Source organism: Pseudomonas sp. ES4 (assembly GCF_050586665.1).
Taxonomy (GTDB): Bacteria; Pseudomonadota; Gammaproteobacteria; order Pseudomonadales; family Pseudomonadaceae; genus Aquipseudomonas; species Aquipseudomonas frederiksbergensis.
Genome location: NZ_JBOBDO010000036.1, coordinates 31828 through 50246, shown reverse-complemented (window position 1 = coordinate 50246; position 18419 = coordinate 31828). Strand labels below are relative to the sequence as shown.

Here is an 18419-nt window from a genome sequence, read left to right as displayed (position 1 = left end):
CACACAAGCAGTTCCCATATTGGTAGCGGGGTTACTTGGGATAACCGGCGCGCTTCATTTCACGTTCGGTGGTTGACTGGGCAGCGGTCAGCGCCTGGTCGACCGTGGTCTGGCCGATCAGCGCTGCCGAGAACAATTTGCCGACCTGGGTGCCCACGGCCTGGAATTCAGGAATGGTCACCAACTGAATGCCGATATAGGGCACGGGCTTGAGGGTCGGTTTGCTCGGGTCCGCGGCTTTCAGCGATTCAAGGGTCACCTTGGCGAACGGCGCAGCCTTCATGTACTCATCGCTGTACGTCGAAGCGCGAGTACCTGGCGGCACGTTGGCGATGCCGTCTTTCTCGGCAACCAACGCACCGTATTCCTTGGAAGTGGCCCAGGCGCTGAAGGTTTTCGCCGCGTCCTTCGCCTTGGAACTGGTCGGAATCGCCAGCGCCCAGGAATACAACCAGGCTGAACCCTTATCGGTAGTCTCGTGCGGTGCGTAGGTGAAACCGACGTGATCACTGACCTTGCTTTGGGTCTTGTCGGTGACGAAGGAGCCAGCGACGCTGGCATCCACCCAAATGGCACATTTGCCGCTGTTGAACAGCGCGAGGTTTTCATTGAAACCGTTGCTCGACGCGCCCGGCGGACCGGATTTCTTCATAGTGTCGACGTAGAAGTTCAGCGCGTTTTTCCACTCGGGGCCGGTAAATTCCGGCTTCCATTGCTCATCGAACCAGCGCGCACCATAGGCATTGGCGACGGTGGTGATCAGCGCCATGTTCTCGCCCCAACCGGCCTTGCCGCGCAGGCATATGCCGTACTGTTCTTTATCCTTATGGGTGAGTTTGCCGGCGAATTCGCTAATTTGGGTCCAGGTCGGGTGCTCGGGCATGGTCAGCCCGGCTTCCTTAAACAGGTCGGTGCGGTAATAGGTGATGGAGCTTTCGGCGTAGAAGGGCAAAGCGTACAGCGAACCCTTGACCGACAAGCCTTCACGCACCGATGGGAACACGTCGTCGAGGGCATAACTGGCCGGCAAGTCCTTCATTGGCTCCAACCAGCCTTTGCCGCCCCAGAGTGCGGCTTCGTACATGCCAATGGTCAGAACATCGAACTGTCCGCCCTGGGTTGCGATGTCGGTGGTCAGGCGTTGGCGCAGCACGTTTTCTTCCAGCACTACCCAATTGAGCTTGATGTCCGGATGCTCGGCCTCGAAGGTTTTCGAGAGTTTTTGCATGCGGATCATGTCGCTGTTGTTGACGGTGGCGATGGTCAGGGTCTGGGCGCCGAGGCTGACGCTGCTGAGGGTCATGCAGGTAAGGGCAAGCAGAGCTTTTACAGAAGGTTGCATCGTGCACTCCTTTTCTGCACCCGGCGGGTTACAGAAGGACAGTTATTGTTTTTGTGTCTTCCTGCGGGGGGAAGAATGTGCACTGATTACAGCCTTCAATTGATGACGTGACAAATCATCCATCGCACTTGAATCGATACTATTTTGCACTGGACTTTGAGGGGGGAGGTGCAGGGAACGGGTTTTCAGCAGTTAACGCCTATTGAATCCGTACAGGTTTCAGTGTGAAAACAGGTCTTAACCTGTGGGAGCGAGCCTGCTCGCGATGACTTCGTGTCAGTCAACATCACTGTTGAATGATCCACCCTTTCGCGAGCAGGCTCGCTCCCTCAGGGATTTGTATTTACCCAAGGTTTTGTTCGGTCAACCGCTGCACCGCCAACCGCCGATAATGCGAGGGCGTCATGCCCTTGAGTTGCTGAAAGCGCCGATTGAAGTTGGAAATATTGTTGAAGCCCGACTCGAAGCACACATCGGTCACCGGTTTGTTGCCATCGGCCAGCAACTCGCAGGATTTGCTGATCCGCAGGCGATTGACGAATTCGATGAAGCAGCGGCCGGTGGCTTGTTTAAACACTCGACTGAAATAGGTCGGCTTCATGCCCAAGTGCTCGGCGACTTCTTCCAGCGGCAGTTCCCGGGCGTAATGCGCGAAGATGTAATCCACCGCCCGGTTGGTGCGATCGATATTGTGCTCGTCGGCCAATTGCGGTGTCGTGGCTCCGGACAGCAACTGAAAATCGTCAGAGGCGGCCAGCAACTCCAGCAGAATGAAAAAGTGCCCGAGACGCGTCACGCCTTGGGTATCGGCGATACGCTGCATCAAGGTCATGGCCTGGCGGATGGTGCGCTTGCAGCGAAACTCGATGCCGTACTGGGCGCGCTCCAACAGTGGCGCCAGTGCCTTGAGCTCGGCAAACACCAAGTGGCCGCTGTCGAACAACTCGTCCGTGAAATTGACCAGCATGTCGCGCTTGGGCACCACTTCGTCTTCGGCCACCTGGCTGATCCAGTTGTGGGGCAGGTTGGGGCCGGTGAGGAACAGCGATTCCGGATAGAAATTACCGATGTAGTCACCGATGAACACTTTGCCGGAACTGGCGACGATCAGGTGCAGTTCGTATTCCTTGTGAAAATGCCAACGCACCAGCGGGCAAGGGAATCCGTGCTGACGGTAGATGATGGACAACCCGTTGTGGTCGTCCATCAATTCGTAGGAGGGGTCTGTCACGCGGGCTGTTCGAGTCATGTCAGGATGCTTTTCTTGTTATCGCTGCTCGATCATGCCTCTTTTGGCGCCTGCTGTGCCAGCCTGCCACGACTTTGCCTAACGGGGGACCCGATCGCGCGCTTTCATCAGGTTTACCGTTCGGCAATAAGAGACGATGTTGGACTCTTCAATAAAATCGACGTTGATGATGTTGCATTTTGACGCCCAGTCGCTGTTATTCGGATCGAACCAGGAATTAAGCTCGTCATGAATATCCACGGGGCCACCGAGCGCGCTGTAACTGGTGGCGGAAAGTGACCACGGTGCCCCTGTGCCTGGCGGGTATTTCAGTACATTAATAATGTGCTGCTTCAAATCAGCGACATTGGTGATGCCGCTGCCAGACCATTTGTGCCTGATCTGTTCGTGAAATACAGTTCGATCAAGAGCACTGTGCCATGGGGTCGCGATCAGTATTCTTTGCAGTGGGCTGATTTGCTTGAGTCTCTCAAGGCTCAGGCTCTGGTTTTGGACAGGAATCATCCGATGGTCGATAAATCTCAACATCATGTCGTTGAAGTATTTGAAGTCAAATGGATGCTCGCCATTCTTGAGTTGGTGAAAGTCCACAATGACAAACTCATCCGGATTTTCCGTAAGAAATCTATTTAGGTCGGTTATCAGTTCGCCCAGCGTGCGGTTAGAGCGATGACTGTCATGTGTAAATATGAATTTTCCTAACCCTGGGGCAGCGGCGTCATAAATCAGACGGGCGTCAAGTGCTCGGGACCCATGACACAGTTGGCTATAGAACGACTTATGCTGACAAGCCACCCAGTGCGGGGGAGGGCCGAACAAAGGCCAGGGCGCTTTCCAGTCGCAGCCAGCGTTATGAGTGCCAGGCAGAGTCAGTTCGCTGAGCGATAAAGTGTTAATGGCTGGCGTGGCGGACATCCAGTTGTTATTGGCGTAGTTGCTCATTTAATGCATCCTTGCATTAATTTATAAGAAGAGTTGAGGGTGCCGAACTTAAACAAGTCTGGCTGAATATTTATAAGGTTGAGTGCTGGATTTGGTCAATAACAGTGATAATGCAAAATATTTGTTGTTGGTATAAGTTCTATAATGGGTTCCGATTCTTTGCTTCAATCCATTGCGCCATGTATTGCGTACTTCTGTGGTGATGATGGCGCAACATACTTCCCGTAAAGTTGTCATTTCTAAGTTGTGCCAGATGTTGTTGGCAATACAACAACTTTTCAATCAGCGCCGGACCATGCTCCGATTGTCGATAACGCGCGACGAGCAACGATTGCCCAAGGGATTGAGCGTCCGTCCACAGAGCTTCATCCTTGTACAGCTGAACCGCGCACTCGGCGAACGCCTGTGCTGTTCGGGTCACAGCCCCCGGCCAGCGTTGTTCGCCATGCATTGCTTCTGCGCCGATTGGCGTGGTGATCGTGGGCGTACCGCATAACATGGCGTCGACAATTTTGCCTTTGATGCCGGCACCAAAGCGTAGGGGCGCAAGACAAATCCGTGCGCCAGACATGACTTTTAACGCATCTTGCGCCCAGTTCATCACATGAAAGCCCTGGCCGGGGTTGTGCAATGCAGTCGCTTTGGGCGGCGTGTAAGCACCGTAAATGTGCAATTGAGCCTTGGGCAGTTGTTCGCGAATCAGCGGCCAGATAGTGGTTTTCATCCAGAGCACCGCATCCCAGTTCGGCGCATGACGGAAGTTGCCGATGCTGAGAAAGTGCGCGCGGTCGCCAAAAGAAACCGACGGCACGCTCGGTAGATCGACCATCAGCGGACACCAGTGCAGCAAGTGGCGCGGCAGTTTGAATTGCTCGACCAGCAATTCGATCTCCACTTCGGAAACCATCAGGTTCAAGTCGCAACGATAAATCGCTGCGATTTCCCGTTTGGCCAGATCGGTCTCGGCCATGAGCTCAAACTCTTCCCGTAACGCTGGCGCGAACAGTTCACTGAAGTCATTGGTGTCGTCATTCGCCTTCAAACGCTCCTTGAGGCGTTGATGGCGGGCATCTCGCAGGCTTTGCAGGTCAGAAGTCTCAAGCACACGCAAGGCATCGGGGCAGTGCTTCTCAACTCGCCAGCCGAACTGTTCTTCCATCATGAACCGATCGAACAAAACGATATCCGGAGCCAGTTCGCTGATGAACCTGTCGAAACTGCTGTTGTTCAATTCGATCGGGATTTCGCGAATGCCCAACACCGTCAGGTCTGCCCGATGCTCACCGGAGCTGGCCGGACTACTGAAAGTAATGTCCCAGCCTTGCTGCAAGAAGGTCTCGAGAATTTGCATCATGTGTCCACCCGCCGCTGAAGAGCGGGGCTCGGGCCAGACGTAACCGATGACCAGGACTTTGGTTGCGTGGGGCTGGGTCATGAACAGTGATCCTTTGCAGCAAGCGAGGGGGCAAAAAAGGGCGCAATTAAACCACAGTACAGTAGTGGTCGCATGCGCCCGGTATCGTTAACTCGGTCTGTCTGAAACTCAGAGAATGTTGATTTTTACCAGTGTCTGCCCATTGATGCATCCATGGTTGGCATTTTTGAGTGCCGCTTTCATGGTCGCTATATTCTGCTGATAGGCTTGCTTGTTGGTCTTTAATTGGCTTAGCAGCGATGTCGTCAATGCAAATGAGTCGGCATTTTTAAACGCCATCCCGCTGTTGTAGTTGGTATTTGGAAAACTCGGCAGGCCCATGGACATCTTGCCGTTGGCGAGATTCAGGAGTGGACTCACGTCCAATTGTTGAGAGCCACGCTGAAATATTCCGGTGTCTTCAGCGTAGGCGAAATCTTTGGTTTTCGGCGCGCCGTGGAACATTTCATGAACGAAAGTATCGGCAGTAATGCCCGGGTTGAAATGATCCCTGCGATAAGCCTCGTTGAAGTTGTCACTGTAGACCCGGATAAATTCGTTGTTGGCATTTTGCGCCTTGTCGCCAGTTTTCCAGTCGTTGTACAGCCCCCAATGCAGCTCGGCTACTGAGTCGCTTTCTTGACTGCTGTCGAGGATAAAGTTGCCGGGTTTGATATTTGTAAGGTCCTCTTTTACTGCAATCAGGTAGTCACGGTAAGCACTTCGGGCTGCGGAAGAGTCATTCGCAAGCAGAAGGACGAGCGCCGCATTCGATTCCTGGATCAGCGTTGGGTCATTCAATACGTTGATGGCATCGTCTACTTTTCTGCTGGCGAGTGGTAAGCCTTCTTTGATCACTGTACGAGCGTAGCTTTTAGGCATGATTTTATGCCAGCGTGGGATGGGCAATTTAAGTTTGAGATCAAAACCCTTCAGTTTGGCTCCCCAGGGCTCACCAAATCGGTTCAGTGCGTACCATTCGTCATGGTGGCGTATACCCCATACCTGGAAGGCATCCTGGGAAGTTTGCGCAGGGCGCCAGGTTCCGAGACGAATGATGTCTGGATCGCCGGCTCTGGCCAATTGCTCGAATTGAGTCTGACCCGTCAACTGTCGAAGATCGGATACGGCGTTTTCCAAGGCCGCAACAGTCCCGCTAATACCTTTGCGCAACAGTTTCGCGCCACCTATAAGCAAATCCGGAACGCCATCCAGCGGGTTTAGCAAGCTGCTCACCAGGCCCAGGCCAGTTTTGGCCAGGGCGCTGGCTTTCGTTGCAAGGGTCATGCTTCGGGCGGCAATACTGGCTATCTTGCCAATGGCCCCGACCACCAACAGAAGCGTCATCGCAGCTTCCAGGGTGCAGGCACCTACGCCTTGGAACTGTCGATCCAGATCGTCTGAACTGATGTCTTCGATGCATGATTTGAACGGTACGACAATATTGAGAAACGTGTTCAATGCCTCTTCACGTTCTGCACGCAATGCCTCCAGCCGGGTTTGCCCCCAACATTCTTTCACCAACTCATCGTAGGTTGCGATTGGCTGGTGCTTGAGCACGAAGTTTACGAGTGACTCGAATTCACTTGAATAGAAACTTTGGTAATAGCCTTTGCTTTCAATGTCCGAAGCCAGTGGGGGTGCGGATAGTTCACCGATCTTTTCAATGACGCCACGACTGGTATTGACGAGGCCAGGTGTGACCCCATGGGTGTAGCACTCGATGTCCGTGGGCAGTTGATGCACCGGTGCCGGATGGGTGTGGTTCTTTTCACTGCCGCGGGGGCTTGTACGTAACAGGTTCTCCCTTTCGATCAGCTCGGCCAGTTCCGTGTTTTCACGGCAGACTCCGTGCAAGGTGAACAGCTCATAACAGCTCAATCGTCCTTCGAAGTAGGTACACATCACCACGCCGTAACGACCGGTGGCCTGCTCTTTGTCTTTATGACTCTCCATGGGAACCCGATTCGGCACTTTAAGTATGACGTCAAGGGTTGACGCTAATGGATTCATGGGGAAGCGGGTGATTGGGTGAATAGTCGCGACTGAAGGCCGTACAGAGAATATCGTCAATTGTCCGCGCAGCAGCCGCACTCGATCAACAAGCGGCAAGGATGAAAGGGCTAGTTTCAAATGCGTATACATAGCCTGCGCATGTGACAGGTAGTTCCGATTGAATTGGCGGTAAAACTCTCCCTGCGCAGAGATCAGATTGGGGAGCATCTTTGGAAACGCAGTATAAATACTTGCTCCATGCTTCAAGTCCCAATCGCCTGTCTGCAGGTCGTTGGACATGTGCAGGTCTACAGGGGACATGAGAAACGGGTCGGCATAGGCGTCTTCCAGTGATCGATTGCTCTTTTGGTGAAGGACGTCATCTTCAAGATAGGTGCATCCTTTGGCGACTTGCTTGAGGATATCCAGGGCGACGCTCTTGCGGGTCGGCAAGGGGCGAGACAGCGTTTCAGCCGTTTCAGCAAGGGTTTTCGCATGGCGGGCGTAAGCGGCCACGGCCACTTCAAGCGAATCCTTGGTCGAGCGGTTCACTTCATCATGGGTGACGATACTGTTGAGCAACGCCCAGTTGATCACTGGATCTACAGCAGCCAAGGCATTGAGTGCCTGTTGCGACTCTGTGACTGACTCGGACTTCATCAGGTGTTGTATTTGCGCATGGGTCATTACGCGCGACGATCCCGGTGAGATAGCTTCCTGCACCGCGATGGTCCGGCAGTAATCAACCCATTGCGGGGTGCCTAATAGCAAAGTAGGTGGCAAGTCCTGGACCAGGAACTCCGGCGCGGTGCCGGCCAGCAATAAATGCGAGGCCAGTGCCACGTTCTGTTCAGTGACCCGGTGGTGATTGATCAAATGTCTTTCGAATTCCGTTTGAACACTGGTGAAAGACTTCTCTATATGTTGGGCTGCATAGAGATCGAACCCGGCCACTTGATTGCGCGGCTCTTGCTCCCCGACCTTCGGATGAAGATCCAACAGTAGCGCAGTGAAAAGTATTTGCTGGAGAGATTCGTCCGATAAGGGCTGATCATCTTGCGCACCATACCAATCCAGGTCTCGTACAAAGCTTTTTGCCCAGATTAGAGCAATGGAACTGGAAACAAGCATGTTCAGAAAATACTCCGCTTCCGATCGTTTGATGGGAGTGGATCGTCCACCCAGAATAGTGTCTGAAAGCAGTTCCAATAATGACTCGCCCTTGGTGTATTCCTTGATCAGTGTTCGAAGCCGGTCCCGCTGTGCTGATGACATAGTGAGCGGATTATTTTCGCCGGCGATTACCATTTCCCAATAGTTGCCGAATGGCGGATTTTCCGGATATGACTGCTCCAGGAAGGCAATCAGGTTCTGAGCATCGACTACCGTTCGAGGAAGGAGGTAACGATGGAATCTCAACCATTGAATCATGCCGACCTGGTCGTCAAGGGTGACGACGCCACCCGTCAATTGCGCCATTTCAACCAATACAACAAGATCATCGTTCAGATCCGGAGCCAGTTTGAATGCACTCTCGAAACTCAGGGTTTTACCAGCGTAGTGTGCCTTGACCTGACCTGTGGCGGTTACTTCAAACAGTGAGTCTTCGGGCAGCTGGAGTTTCAATAAAAGATTTTTGAAAGAGGTTTTTTCGACCATGTTTCGCAAAATGGCTCTTGCGGGCTGGAGAGTTTCTTCTAGCGATGAGCCAGGTTCCAGGGAGATAAAATAACCTTCCAGGCTGACTTTCCTGGAGTGACTGCTGTCTTGCACTCGACGCTTTAATTTGTCGAGAAATTCCCGGCGCTCGATATTGTCTTTATGACTGTTGTGATCTTGAGGCGGGCTATAAGTCAAAGGTCTTGATAAGTGTCTTTGAAATGTATTGGTTGCATTAGTAAGGCTCATGGTAAATCCAGTTGTTTCAGGGCTGTATGTTTGAGGTATCCTCTTTTAATATTTAATTGATGGCAAGTCGACGTATGTAAGTGTGTATTGCATTTGTTTGCGTAGTTGGTGGGTTGTCATGTTGTTCGGCGGCAAATGACTCTTTTCTATAACAGGCAAGAAGGTCAGGTGATTTGTTGTAGTTTTAAATAGAGCATTTGACTGCATTCCGCTACTGATTAATGGGAAACGGTTTGCCAGTCACGTGTAGTCAAGGAAACACGACAACTGCAAAACGCATCATCGGCGGGTAATGCCTGATTCGGATACGTATCCCGGAAGAATCTTGACCATCGTCGTTTCGACAACGCCGTCTGCGTACTCAGCCTCGAAGAACTCAGCGCTCGCGTTTCGACGCGCCGGTGGCAAGAAAACTCACCACCCGGCCTGGCTGCGTTTCTTTTTGGGTCAGGTCCATGGCCTTGACCAGCGCTTCCATCATCGGCACATGCAGCGACATAAAGGGCTGTTGTTCCGGGGCCTGCATGAATAGTTTCCAGCTGCGGGCAACGCTGTCATCTTCTGTGCATGGCAAAAATACAGCCTTGCGTCGGTTTATGCAGAAGTGGAGGGGCCACAGCCCCAAACAACTCTCAGGCCAGCATGCCTTTGACCTTGTCGCGCAACTGATCAATGGAAAACGGTTTGCCGATCACGTGCATGCCTTCGGGCACATCCATGCTTTCGGCATAACCGCTGGCAAACAGGATGGGCAGCTCGGGGCGCAGCATCCGGGCCTGGGTGGCCAGTTCACGGCCGTCCATCACTGGCAATCCAACGTCGGTCATCATCAAATCGATGTGCTGGTCTTCATCGTTGAGAAACTCCAGCGCCTGTTCGCTGCCATCGGCTTCGAGCACCTTGAACTCGAGTTCCTCCAGCACATCGACAATCAGCATGCGCACGATGGCGTCGTCTTCGACTACAAGGATGATGGACGCGGTGGCGGACATAGTGGGTTCTCAGAGGTTGAATTCGCGGGTGGTCGGTCGATCGAAATCGCCGGGCTCTTGCTTCAGTAAGTGACGGAACCCGACAAGTTCCCACGCGGTAGAAAAAAGATTAGTCACACAAGCGTTGGCAAGGATAACCGCTCCTTGGCAGTGGAGCAGTTGAATGTGGGATTTTGCGCGAAAAGGTGTCAGAAAATTGGATCAAGCCGGCGCTTTTGGGGCAAACTCCTTGGTTTTCAACAGTTCGACAAGGTTTCCCCCATGACATCCGCGTCTTCGGTTGATGAGCAACGATTCCGTAAACTCCTGAGCCGTAACGTCAGCCTGCCATTAGGGGTCGGCGCGCTCAGTGCAGTGTTCTTTGTTTCGCTGATCACTTACCTGCTGTCGGTGACCCAGTGGGTCGAGCACACCGACCGGGTGATCAATAACGCCAATGAATCGATCAAGCTGACCGTCGATCTGGAAACCGGAATGCGCGGCTTCCTGCTGACTGGCGACGAGCACTTCCTTGAACCCTACGAAACGGCCAAGCCGCGAATAGCAGTGGCCCTCAAAACCTTGCTCGATCTGACCGCAGACAATCCGGTGCAGACCGACCGTCTGCACCGGCTCCAGGCCTTGCAGAATGAGTGGGCCGCTTACGCGCAGACCCTAATTGAATTGCAACGATCCAGCGGTGATTACCGCAGCGCGGTCAAGACCGGGCGCGGTAAGCGGCTGACTGATGAGATCCGCAGGCAATTCGAAGACGTGATCGACATGGAGCAACAGTTGCGCACCACGCGCAACGAGGATGTGCGCAGTACCACGATCTGGAGCATCAGCCTTTACCTGTTGTTCATTGCCGGGATCAGCGCCTTGCTGGCCTACATCGGTCGTCGGGATTTGCTCAACCTTTCGCAAAGTTACAGCGCCAACCTCGCCGGGCAACAGGCCAGTGCCCAGCGTCTGGAACAGCAGGCCTGGCTGCGCAATGGCCAGACTGAACTGGCCGAACAAGTGCTGGGGCAACTGTCGCTGAATCTGCTGGGCCGCAACATTCTGCAGTTCTGCGCGCAATACCTGGGCACCGCCGTAGCCGCCATTTATGTCCGCGAAGAACATGGCGGGCTCAAGCGCATTGCTTCTTACGGTTTCTCCCGCGAGCAGGAAGCGCGCGAACAGCAGATTTACAGCGATGAAGGCATTGTCGGCCAGGTCGCGCACCAGGCTCGCTTGATCCGTCTCGATAACGTACCGGACGGTTACTTCAAGGTTAGCTCCGGCCTGGGCGAAGGTTTGCCGCACAGTGTGCTGGTGGTGCCGACCAGTGACGATGATCGGGTCAACGGTGTGATCGAACTGGGTTTCCTGCGCCCGCTGATGGATCGCGATGTCGAATTGCTTGAACTGATTGCCGGCAACATAGGCACCTCCATCGAGGCCGCTCGCTATCGCCAGCGCCTGCAAGAAGTGCTGGCTGAAACCCAGCAGCTCAATGAGGAGCTGCAAGTCCAGCAGGAAGAACTCAAGACCGCCAACGAAGAGCTGGAAGAGCAGTCGCGGATTCTCAAGGAATCCCAGGCGCATCTGGAGACCCAGCAGGTCGAGCTTGAACAAACCAATGAGCAGCTCGCCGAACAGGCGTTGATCCTGGCGGACCAGCGCGACGCCATGGACAAGAAAAATACCGAGCTCAATCAGGCCCAGCACCTGCTCGAAGAGCGCGCCGAAGAGTTGCAGCGTTCGAGCAAGTACAAGTCTGAATTCCTCGCCAACATGTCCCACGAGTTGCGCACGCCGCTGAACAGCTCGTTGATCCTGGCCAAGTTGCTGGCGGAAAACCCCCAGGAAAACCTCAGCGCCGAACAGGTCAAGTTTGCCGAGTCGATCTATTCTGCCGGCAATGATTTGCTCAACTTGATCAACGACATTCTCGATATTTCCAAGGTCGAGGCCGGCAAGCTTGAAATGCGGCCGGAGAACACCAGCGTGGCGCGATTGGTGGATGGGTTACGCGAGATGTTCCAGCCCTTGGCCACCGATAAGAAGCTGCATTTCCAGGTGGAAGTGCAGGCCGGTGCGCCGATGATGATCTTCACCGACCGCCAGCGTCTGGAGCAGGTGATCAAGAACCTGTTGTCCAACGCGGTGAAATTCACTGAAAAAGGCGAGGTCAGCCTGACAGTTGCCAGTCAGCCCGCCGACGGTATTGCCTTTATCGTTCGCGATTCGGGGATTGGCATTGCCGCGGATCAGCAGGACAGTATTTTCGAAGCCTTCCGCCAGGCCGATGGCACCACCAATCGCCGTTATGGCGGCACCGGCCTTGGCTTGTCGATTTCCCGTGACCTGGCCGCCTTGCTCGGCGGCTCCATCAGTGTCACCAGCGAGCCGGGGCAGGGCAGTGTGTTCACCCTGGTGTTGCCGCAGCAATACGTTGAACCGGGCGAAGAACCTGTCGAACCGATGAGAGCCACCCCGGTTGCCATGACCCCGAGAGTAATGCCCGCTGCACGGGTACCGCTGATCGCCGAAGTCGATATCCCGCGCTTCGACGACGATCGCACCAAGGCGCCATTCACCACGCGTTGCATTCTGGTGGTGGAAGACGAGGCGAACTTCGCCAATATCCTGTACGACCTGGCCCATGAGCTGGGTTATCAGTGCCTGGTGGCGCACGGGGCGGACGAAGGCTACGACCTGGCCAGGGAATTCATCCCGGACGCCATTCTGCTGGACATGCGTCTGCCGGATCATTCCGGGTTGACTGTGTTGCAGCGTCTGAAGGAACACGCTGAAACCCGGCATATCCCGGTGCACGTGATTTCCGTGGAAGACCGGGTCGAAGCCGCAATGCATATGGGCGCTATCGGTTACGCGGTCAAGCCGACTACCCGAGAAGAACTCAAGGACGTGTTTGCCCGTCTTGAGGCCAAGCTGACCCAGAAAGTCAAACGCGTCCTGCTGGTCGAAGACGATGACCTGCAGCGCGACAGCATTGCCCGGCTGATCGGCGACGAGGACATCGAGATCACTGCCGTTGGCCTGGCACAAGATGCGCTGGACCTGCTGCGTACGACGATTTTCGATTGCATGATCATCGACCTGAAACTGCCGGACATGCTCGGCAACGACTTGCTCAAGCGCATGTCCACGGAAGATATCTGCTCGTTCCCCCCAGTGATTGTCTACACCGGACGCAACCTGACCCGGGACGAAGAGGCCGAGCTGCGCAAGTATTCGCGCTCGATCATCATCAAGGGTGCGCGCTCGCCAGAGCGTTTGCTGGATGAGGTCACACTCTTTCTGCACAAAGTCGAATCCAGGTTGTCCCATGAACGCCAGAGGATGCTCAAGACCGCGCGCAGTCGCGACAAGGTTTTCGAGGGTCGCAAGGTGCTGCTGGTGGACGACGATGTGCGCAACATCTTCGCCCTCACCAGTGCCCTGGAGCAAAAGGGTGCAGTCGTGGTCATCGGTCGCAACGGTCGTGAAGCGATTGAAAGACTGAATGAAGTCGAGGACATCGATCTGGTGTTGATGGACGTGATGATGCCGGAAATGGATGGTTTCGAAGCCACCATCGAGATCCGCAAGGACCCGCGCTGGCGCAAGCTGCCGATCATTGCGGTGACGGCCAAGGCCATGAAGGACGATCAAGAGCGGTGCTTGCAAGCGGGCTCCAACGATTACCTGGCCAAGCCCATCGACCTGGATCGCCTGTTCTCGCTGATTCGCGTGTGGTTGCCGAAGATGGAACGCATTTAGTGGAAAAGAACAGCGAAATCGAATTGCGCTTGTTGATCGAGGCGATCTACCTCAAATACAGCTATGACTTTCGCGATTACTCCGGCGCTTCGATCAAGCGCCGGGTCAATCACGCGTTGAGCCAGTTCGAGTGCACGACCATTTCAGCGTTGCAGGATAAGGTCCTGCACGACCCAACGGCATTCATGCAGTTGTTGCAACTGCTGACGATCCCGGTCAGCGAAATGTTCCGCGACCCTTCGCATTTCCTGGCGATCCGCAGGGAAGTGGTGCCGCTGCTCAAGACTTACCCCTCGATCAAGATCTGGATCGCCGGTTGCAGCACCGGTGAAGAGGTCTATTCGATGGCCATTCTGCTGCGCGAAGAAGGCTTGCTCGATCGCACCATCATTTACGCCACCGACATCAATCCGCGCTCGCTGGATAAAGCCAAGCAAGGGATATTCTCGATGGAGAATGTCCGCGCCTACACTCATAACTACCAGCAGGCAGGTGGCCAGCGTTCGTTCGCCGACTACTACACAGCGGCTTACGGTTACGCCATTTTCGACAAGACCCTGTGTGAGAACGTGACCTTCGCCGATCACAGCCTGGCGACTGACAGTGTCTTTTCAGAAACTCAATTGATTTCGTGCCGTAATGTTTTGATTTATTTCAATAAAAAGCTTCAAGATCGTGCTTTCGGTTTGTTCCATGATTCCCTTTGCCATCGAGGATTTCTGGTGCTGGGCAGCAAGGAAACCCCGGATTTCTCGTCTTACGGCAATCAGTTCGAACCGTTGGTCAAACAAGAACGGGTCTACCGAAAATCATGAACAGTGCAGCGGATCTGCCTTCCATAGAGGCTATTGTGATCGGCGCCTCGGCCGGCGGAGTGGAGGCGTTGCTGAGTATCCTCGGCCCACTGCGAGAAGGCTTCCAACTGCCGATCATTGTGGTTTTGCACTTGCCGGACGGACGCTGCAGTCATCTGGTCGAGGTGTTCGCACGGCGCGTGGCCATGCCAGTACGGGAAGCCTGCGACAAGACGCTGGTCGAAGCGGGAACGCTGTATTTCGCGGCTCCGGGTTATCACTTGTCGGTGGAGCAGGACCGCAGTTTTTCCTTGAGTCTGGAAGCCCGTGTGCATTATTCGCGACCTGCCATCGATTACCTGTTCGAGTCGGCCGCCGATGCCTACGGTTCAGCTCTGGCTGCGGTGTTGTTGACCGGCGCCAACCGTGATGGCGCTCGCGGCCTGGCCCAGGTCAAGCGCCATGGCGGCATGACCATCGTTCAGGACCCGGACGAAGCCCAGGTCGCGACCATGCCCCGGGCGGCGCTTGATATACACCAACCGGACCATATCCTCCCTATTCGCGGCATCGGCCGTCTGCTTGTCGAGCTGGAACGAATCGCATGCTAAGTACTATCCAGGCCAAATTACTGATCGTTGACGATCTACCGGAGAACTTGTTGGCGCTCGAAGCGCTGATCAAGCGCGAAGACCGTATCGTCTACAAAGCCTTGTCCGCCGACGAGGCCTTGTCGCTGTTGCTGCAACACGAGTTCGCCATGGCCATTCTCGACGTGCAGATGCCCGGCATGAACGGCTTCGAACTGGCCGAGCTGATGCGCGGCACGGAAAAGACCAAGAACATTCCGATCGTGTTCGTCAGTGCGGGCGGTCGCGAGCTGAACTACGCGTTCAAGGGCTATGAAAGCGGAGCCGTGGATTTCCTCTACAAGCCGCTGGATATCCATGCGGTCAAGAGCAAGGTCAACGTGTTCGTCGAACTGTTTCGCCAAAGCAAGGCGATGAAACAGCAGGTCGAAGAGCTGGAGCAAAGCCGCCGCGAGCAGGAAGCATTGCTCCAGCAGTTACAGAGTACCCAGCTGGAACTGGAGCAAGCAGTGCGCATGCGTGATGACTTCATGTCCATCGTCGCCCACGAAGTCCGCACGCCGCTCAATGGCCTGATCCTCGAAACCCAATTGCGCAAGATGCACCTGGCCCGGGACAACGCGGCAGCGTTCACCCTGGACAAAATGCACGCAATGGTCGACCGCGACGAGCGGCAGATCAAAAGCCTGATCCGCTTGATCGAGGACATGCTTGATGTGTCGCGCATTCGCACCGGCAAGTTGTCGATCCGACCAACGCGCTTCGATCTATCGGCGCTGGTCCGCGATTTGTTGCAGAACTTTGCCCCGCAGATCGATGCTGCCGAGTCCTCGGTCACCCTGGAAGCCGAGCAACCCGTGGTGGGCAGTTGGGACGAATTTCGCATTGAACAGGTGATTTCCAACCTGCTGACCAATGCGTTGCGCTACGGCGCCAAGAGCCCGATCACCGTTAGGGTGTACAGTGAGAGCGATCAGGCTTGGGTGGAAGTGCGCGATTCAGGGATCGGCATCGACGAAGAGAACCAGATGCGTATTTTCCAGCAGTTCGAACGCGTCACGGCCAAACACGCAGTCGCGGGGTTGGGCCTGGGGTTGTTTATTTCCGAGCAGATTGTGGCCGCCCATGGCGGTTCCATTACCGTCGAAAGCCAAATTGGCGAAGGCGCCTTGTTTCGCGTTTGTCTGCCGCTTTAGGAAACTGGCCAGATAAACGCAACCTCTGATCGGCCCCATGGTCGTATCAGCAGCTATTGACCGAACAAAGGCTTCCCATGAGTGAAGATGCACAAGACGTCGTATTGATCGTCGAAGATGACCCCTCGATTCTGATGGTGCTTTCGGCCTATCTGTCGGGTGAGGGCTACCGGGTATTGCAGGCCGAAAACGGCGAGCAGGCCTTCGAAATCCTGTCGAGCAAACCGCACCTGGACATGATGATCACCGATTTCCGCCTGCCGGGCGGCATCTCTGGCGTGCAGATTGCTGAACCTGCCGTGAAGCTGCGACCGGAGCTCAAGGTGATCTTTATCAGCGGTTATCCGCAGGAGATCCGCGAGACGGACAGCCCGATCACCCGTAAGGCGCCGATCCTGGCCAAGCCGTTCGATCTGGATGTGCTGCAAGAGCTCATGCGGGAAATGCTTTCCTGAGCGCCGCACGCTCTATGTAGCAGCTGCCGAAGGCTGCGTTCGGGCGCGTAGCGGCCGCTTATCGGGGCTATACAATCCCTTGGTGAGGACTTCGTCCTCGAACGCAGCCTTCGGCAGCTGCTACAAGGGGTGCGTCAGATCCTGATCATCTCCCGCACCTTCGCCGTCAACAGGTCGAAGGTGAACGGCTTGGTAATCATCTGCATGCCAGGATCCAGAAAACCACCGCGCACCGCCGCGTGTTCGGCATATCCGGTAATGAACAACACCTTCAGGTCCGGCCGGTATTGCCGGCCGATTTCCGCCAGTTGCCGGCCATTCATGCCGGGCAATCCAACGTCGCTGATCAATAGATCGATACGCTGCCCGGAATCGAGAATCGGCACCGCGCTGTCGGCATCGCCAGCCTCGACGAAGGCATAACCCAGGTCACTCAACACCGTACTGACCAACACCCGCACCGCCGGGTCGTCCTCGACGATCAGCACCGTTTCGCCATTGCGCGCGTATGGCGCGTGCTGGACGTTCACCGGGTTGTCCTGAGGCAGGTCACTGCCGCATCGCGGCAGAAACAGGCTCACCGTGGTGCCTTCGCCCACTTCACTTTGAATGGCGACGTGGCCGCGTGATTGTTTGCTGAAGCCATAGATCATCGACAATCCAAGGCCGGTGCCCTGACCGATGGGCTTGGTGGTAAAGAACGGGTCAAAGGCTCGGCTGATGGTACTTGGCGGCATGCCACAGCCGGTGTCCGTGACGCTCAGCACCACGTAATCGCCCGGCTGAAGGTTGCTTTGCGTCTTGGTGAACTCAAGGTCCAAATGCTGATTGCTGGTTTTTACCACCAGTTTGCCGCCATCGGGCATCGCATCCCGAGCATTGATCACCAGATTGAGCAGGGCGCTTTCCAGTTGATTGGGATCGGCCTCGGCCACCCAGAGTTGCTCGTTGAGCTGCATGTCCAGTTGAATCGTTTCGTTGATGCTGCGCTGTAGCAATTCGCCCATGGACACCACCAGGGTGTTCATCGCCACGGGTTTGGAGTCCAGCGACTGACGCCGGGAGAACGCCAGCAAACGGTGGGTCAGGCCTGCCGCGCGGTTGGCTGAGGTCACGCCCAGGTCGATCAGGCTGTCCAGATCTTCAGTGCGCCCACGGGCCAGGCGTCGACGCAGCAGCTCCAGGCTGCCGATGATGCCGGTCAGCATGTTGTTGAAGTCGTGGGCTATGCCGCCGGTGAGCTGGCCGACCGCTTCCATCTTCTGCGATTGACGCAGGGCTTCTTCATTGTGTCGTAGCTGGGCGGTGCGTTCCTCGACCTGCTGTTCGAGGGTTTCGAGGGTGTTCTGCAACCGCAGTTCGCTTTGACTCAAATCGATCAGCCGATCCCTGGCTTCGTACTGTCGTCGACGGCCGCGCAACGCGGTGGTCACCAGGCTGATCAACGTGACCGGGTGAAAAGGACGCTCAAGAAAGGTCACGTTCCCCAGCTGCGGGCCGTAGCGCGACGCCGGGTTTTGTTCCGGGCCGCCATGGTAGGTCATCAAGACAATCGGAAGATCGGACCAGGCCGGTTGTTGCTCGATCAGCAAGAGCAGTGGCTCAAGGTCACCGCCCAGCAAGGCTTCGGAGGAGATCAGCAGCAAGCCTGCCCCTTGCTCCAGTTCACTGCATAACGCCACCAGGTCCCGAGTGATGACCCCGTCGTAACCCGCTTCGTTGAGCATCATCAACGCAATCTGGCTGTCGCGACCCAGCGGCGCGAGAATGATCGCGCGCTCGGACATCG

General features: G+C 55.3%; 13 protein-coding genes. 5 read left to right on the top strand and 8 right to left on the bottom strand.

Going from position 1 to position 18419, the window contains the following annotated elements; all coding sequences use genetic code 11:
• Positions 1 to 31 precede the first annotated feature (31 nt).
• From ACQ4OB_RS26335 to ACQ4OB_RS26305, 7 genes are all read right to left on the bottom strand, one after another.
• Positions 32 to 1342, bottom strand: a complete 1311-nt coding sequence (locus ACQ4OB_RS26335) for an ABC transporter substrate-binding protein (protein WP_430956749.1) — start codon at positions 1340 to 1342, stop codon at positions 32 to 34.
• Between the two features lie 343 nt (positions 1343 to 1685).
• On the bottom strand, positions 1686 to 2591 hold the full coding sequence (locus ACQ4OB_RS26330) for an AraC family transcriptional regulator (RefSeq protein ID WP_074876469.1): 906 nt from the start codon (positions 2589 to 2591) through the stop codon (positions 1686 to 1688).
• Between the two features lie 78 nt (positions 2592 to 2669).
• Positions 2670 to 3533 (bottom strand): phospholipase, encoded by an 864-nt coding sequence (locus ACQ4OB_RS26325; protein WP_102614728.1) that lies wholly within the window; start codon positions 3531 to 3533, stop codon positions 2670 to 2672.
• Positions 3534 to 3672: 139 nt separating this feature from the next.
• Positions 3673 to 4968: a glycosyltransferase gene (locus ACQ4OB_RS26320; protein WP_430956748.1), complete on the bottom strand. Its 1296-nt coding sequence runs from the start codon at positions 4966 to 4968 to the stop codon at positions 3673 to 3675.
• Between the two features lie 108 nt (positions 4969 to 5076).
• Positions 5077 to 8850, bottom strand: coding sequence for a hypothetical protein (locus ACQ4OB_RS26315; protein WP_430956747.1), 3774 nt, complete (start codon positions 8848 to 8850; stop codon positions 5077 to 5079).
• A 376-nt stretch (positions 8851 to 9226) separates the two neighbouring features.
• The gene (locus tag ACQ4OB_RS26310) at positions 9227 to 9424 is read right to left on the bottom strand and encodes a PhoPQ-activated protein PqaA family protein (protein WP_430956746.1); all 198 of its coding nucleotides are present in this window, start codon (positions 9422 to 9424) and stop codon (positions 9227 to 9229) included.
• A 58-nt stretch (positions 9425 to 9482) separates the two neighbouring features.
• Positions 9483 to 9842 (bottom strand): response regulator, encoded by a 360-nt coding sequence (locus ACQ4OB_RS26305; RefSeq protein WP_074876479.1) that lies wholly within the window; start codon positions 9840 to 9842, stop codon positions 9483 to 9485.
• A gap of 261 nt (positions 9843 to 10103) precedes the next feature.
• Here ACQ4OB_RS26305 and ACQ4OB_RS26300 point away from each other — a divergent pair, with 261 nt between their 5' ends.
• The 5 genes from ACQ4OB_RS26300 to ACQ4OB_RS26280 all read left to right on the top strand — a co-directional run bounded on the left by ACQ4OB_RS26300 (position 10104) and on the right by ACQ4OB_RS26280 (position 16630).
• The gene (locus ACQ4OB_RS26300; RefSeq protein WP_430956745.1) at positions 10104 to 13595 is read left to right on the top strand and encodes a response regulator; all 3492 of its coding nucleotides are present in this window, start codon (positions 10104 to 10106) and stop codon (positions 13593 to 13595) included.
• Positions 13595 to 14410 (top strand): CheR family methyltransferase, encoded by an 816-nt coding sequence (locus tag ACQ4OB_RS26295; RefSeq protein ID WP_083383376.1) that lies wholly within the window; start codon positions 13595 to 13597, stop codon positions 14408 to 14410. Before ACQ4OB_RS26300 ends, ACQ4OB_RS26295 begins: the two co-directional genes overlap by 1 nt.
• Positions 14407 to 15000, top strand: coding sequence for a chemotaxis protein CheB (locus ACQ4OB_RS26290; protein WP_074876485.1), 594 nt, complete (start codon positions 14407 to 14409; stop codon positions 14998 to 15000). Before ACQ4OB_RS26295 ends, ACQ4OB_RS26290 begins: the two co-directional genes overlap by 4 nt.
• Positions 14994 to 16175, top strand: coding sequence for a hybrid sensor histidine kinase/response regulator (locus tag ACQ4OB_RS26285; RefSeq protein ID WP_074876488.1), 1182 nt, complete (start codon positions 14994 to 14996; stop codon positions 16173 to 16175). Before ACQ4OB_RS26290 ends, ACQ4OB_RS26285 begins: the two co-directional genes overlap by 7 nt.
• Positions 16176 to 16252: 77 nt before the next feature.
• Positions 16253 to 16630, top strand: a complete 378-nt coding sequence (locus tag ACQ4OB_RS26280; RefSeq protein ID WP_074876490.1) for a response regulator — start codon at positions 16253 to 16255, stop codon at positions 16628 to 16630.
• Positions 16631 to 16764: 134 nt separating this feature from the next.
• Here the strand turns inward: ACQ4OB_RS26280 and ACQ4OB_RS26275 are convergent, their stop codons facing one another.
• Positions 16765 to 18417, bottom strand: coding sequence for an ATP-binding protein (locus ACQ4OB_RS26275; RefSeq protein ID WP_074880677.1), 1653 nt, complete (start codon positions 18415 to 18417; stop codon positions 16765 to 16767).
• Positions 18418 to 18419: the final 2 nt, after the last annotated feature.

Coding starts and splice junctions, on each gene's coding strand:
- ACQ4OB_RS26335 (WP_430956749.1), bottom strand. CDS start 1,342: ATGCAACCTTCTGTAAAAGCTCTGCTTGCCCTTACCTGCATGACCCTC.
- ACQ4OB_RS26330 (WP_074876469.1), bottom strand. CDS start 2,591: ATGACTCGAACAGCCCGCGTGACAGACCCCTCCTACGAATTGATGGAC.
- ACQ4OB_RS26325 (WP_102614728.1), bottom strand. CDS start 3,533: ATGAGCAACTACGCCAATAACAACTGGATGTCCGCCACGCCAGCCATT.
- ACQ4OB_RS26320 (WP_430956748.1), bottom strand. CDS start 4,968: ATGACCCAGCCCCACGCAACCAAAGTCCTGGTCATCGGTTACGTCTGG.
- ACQ4OB_RS26315 (WP_430956747.1), bottom strand. CDS start 8,850: ATGAGCCTTACTAATGCAACCAATACATTTCAAAGACACTTATCAAGA.
- ACQ4OB_RS26305 (WP_074876479.1), bottom strand. CDS start 9,842: ATGTCCGCCACCGCGTCCATCATCCTTGTAGTCGAAGACGACGCCATC.
- ACQ4OB_RS26300 (WP_430956745.1), top strand. CDS start 10,104: ATGACATCCGCGTCTTCGGTTGATGAGCAACGATTCCGTAAACTCCTG.
- ACQ4OB_RS26290 (WP_074876485.1), top strand. CDS start 14,407: ATGAACAGTGCAGCGGATCTGCCTTCCATAGAGGCTATTGTGATCGGC.
- ACQ4OB_RS26285 (WP_074876488.1), top strand. CDS start 14,994: ATGCTAAGTACTATCCAGGCCAAATTACTGATCGTTGACGATCTACCG.
- ACQ4OB_RS26280 (WP_074876490.1), top strand. CDS start 16,253: ATGAGTGAAGATGCACAAGACGTCGTATTGATCGTCGAAGATGACCCC.
- ACQ4OB_RS26275 (WP_074880677.1), bottom strand. CDS start 18,417: ATGTCCGAGCGCGCGATCATTCTCGCGCCGCTGGGTCGCGACAGCCAG.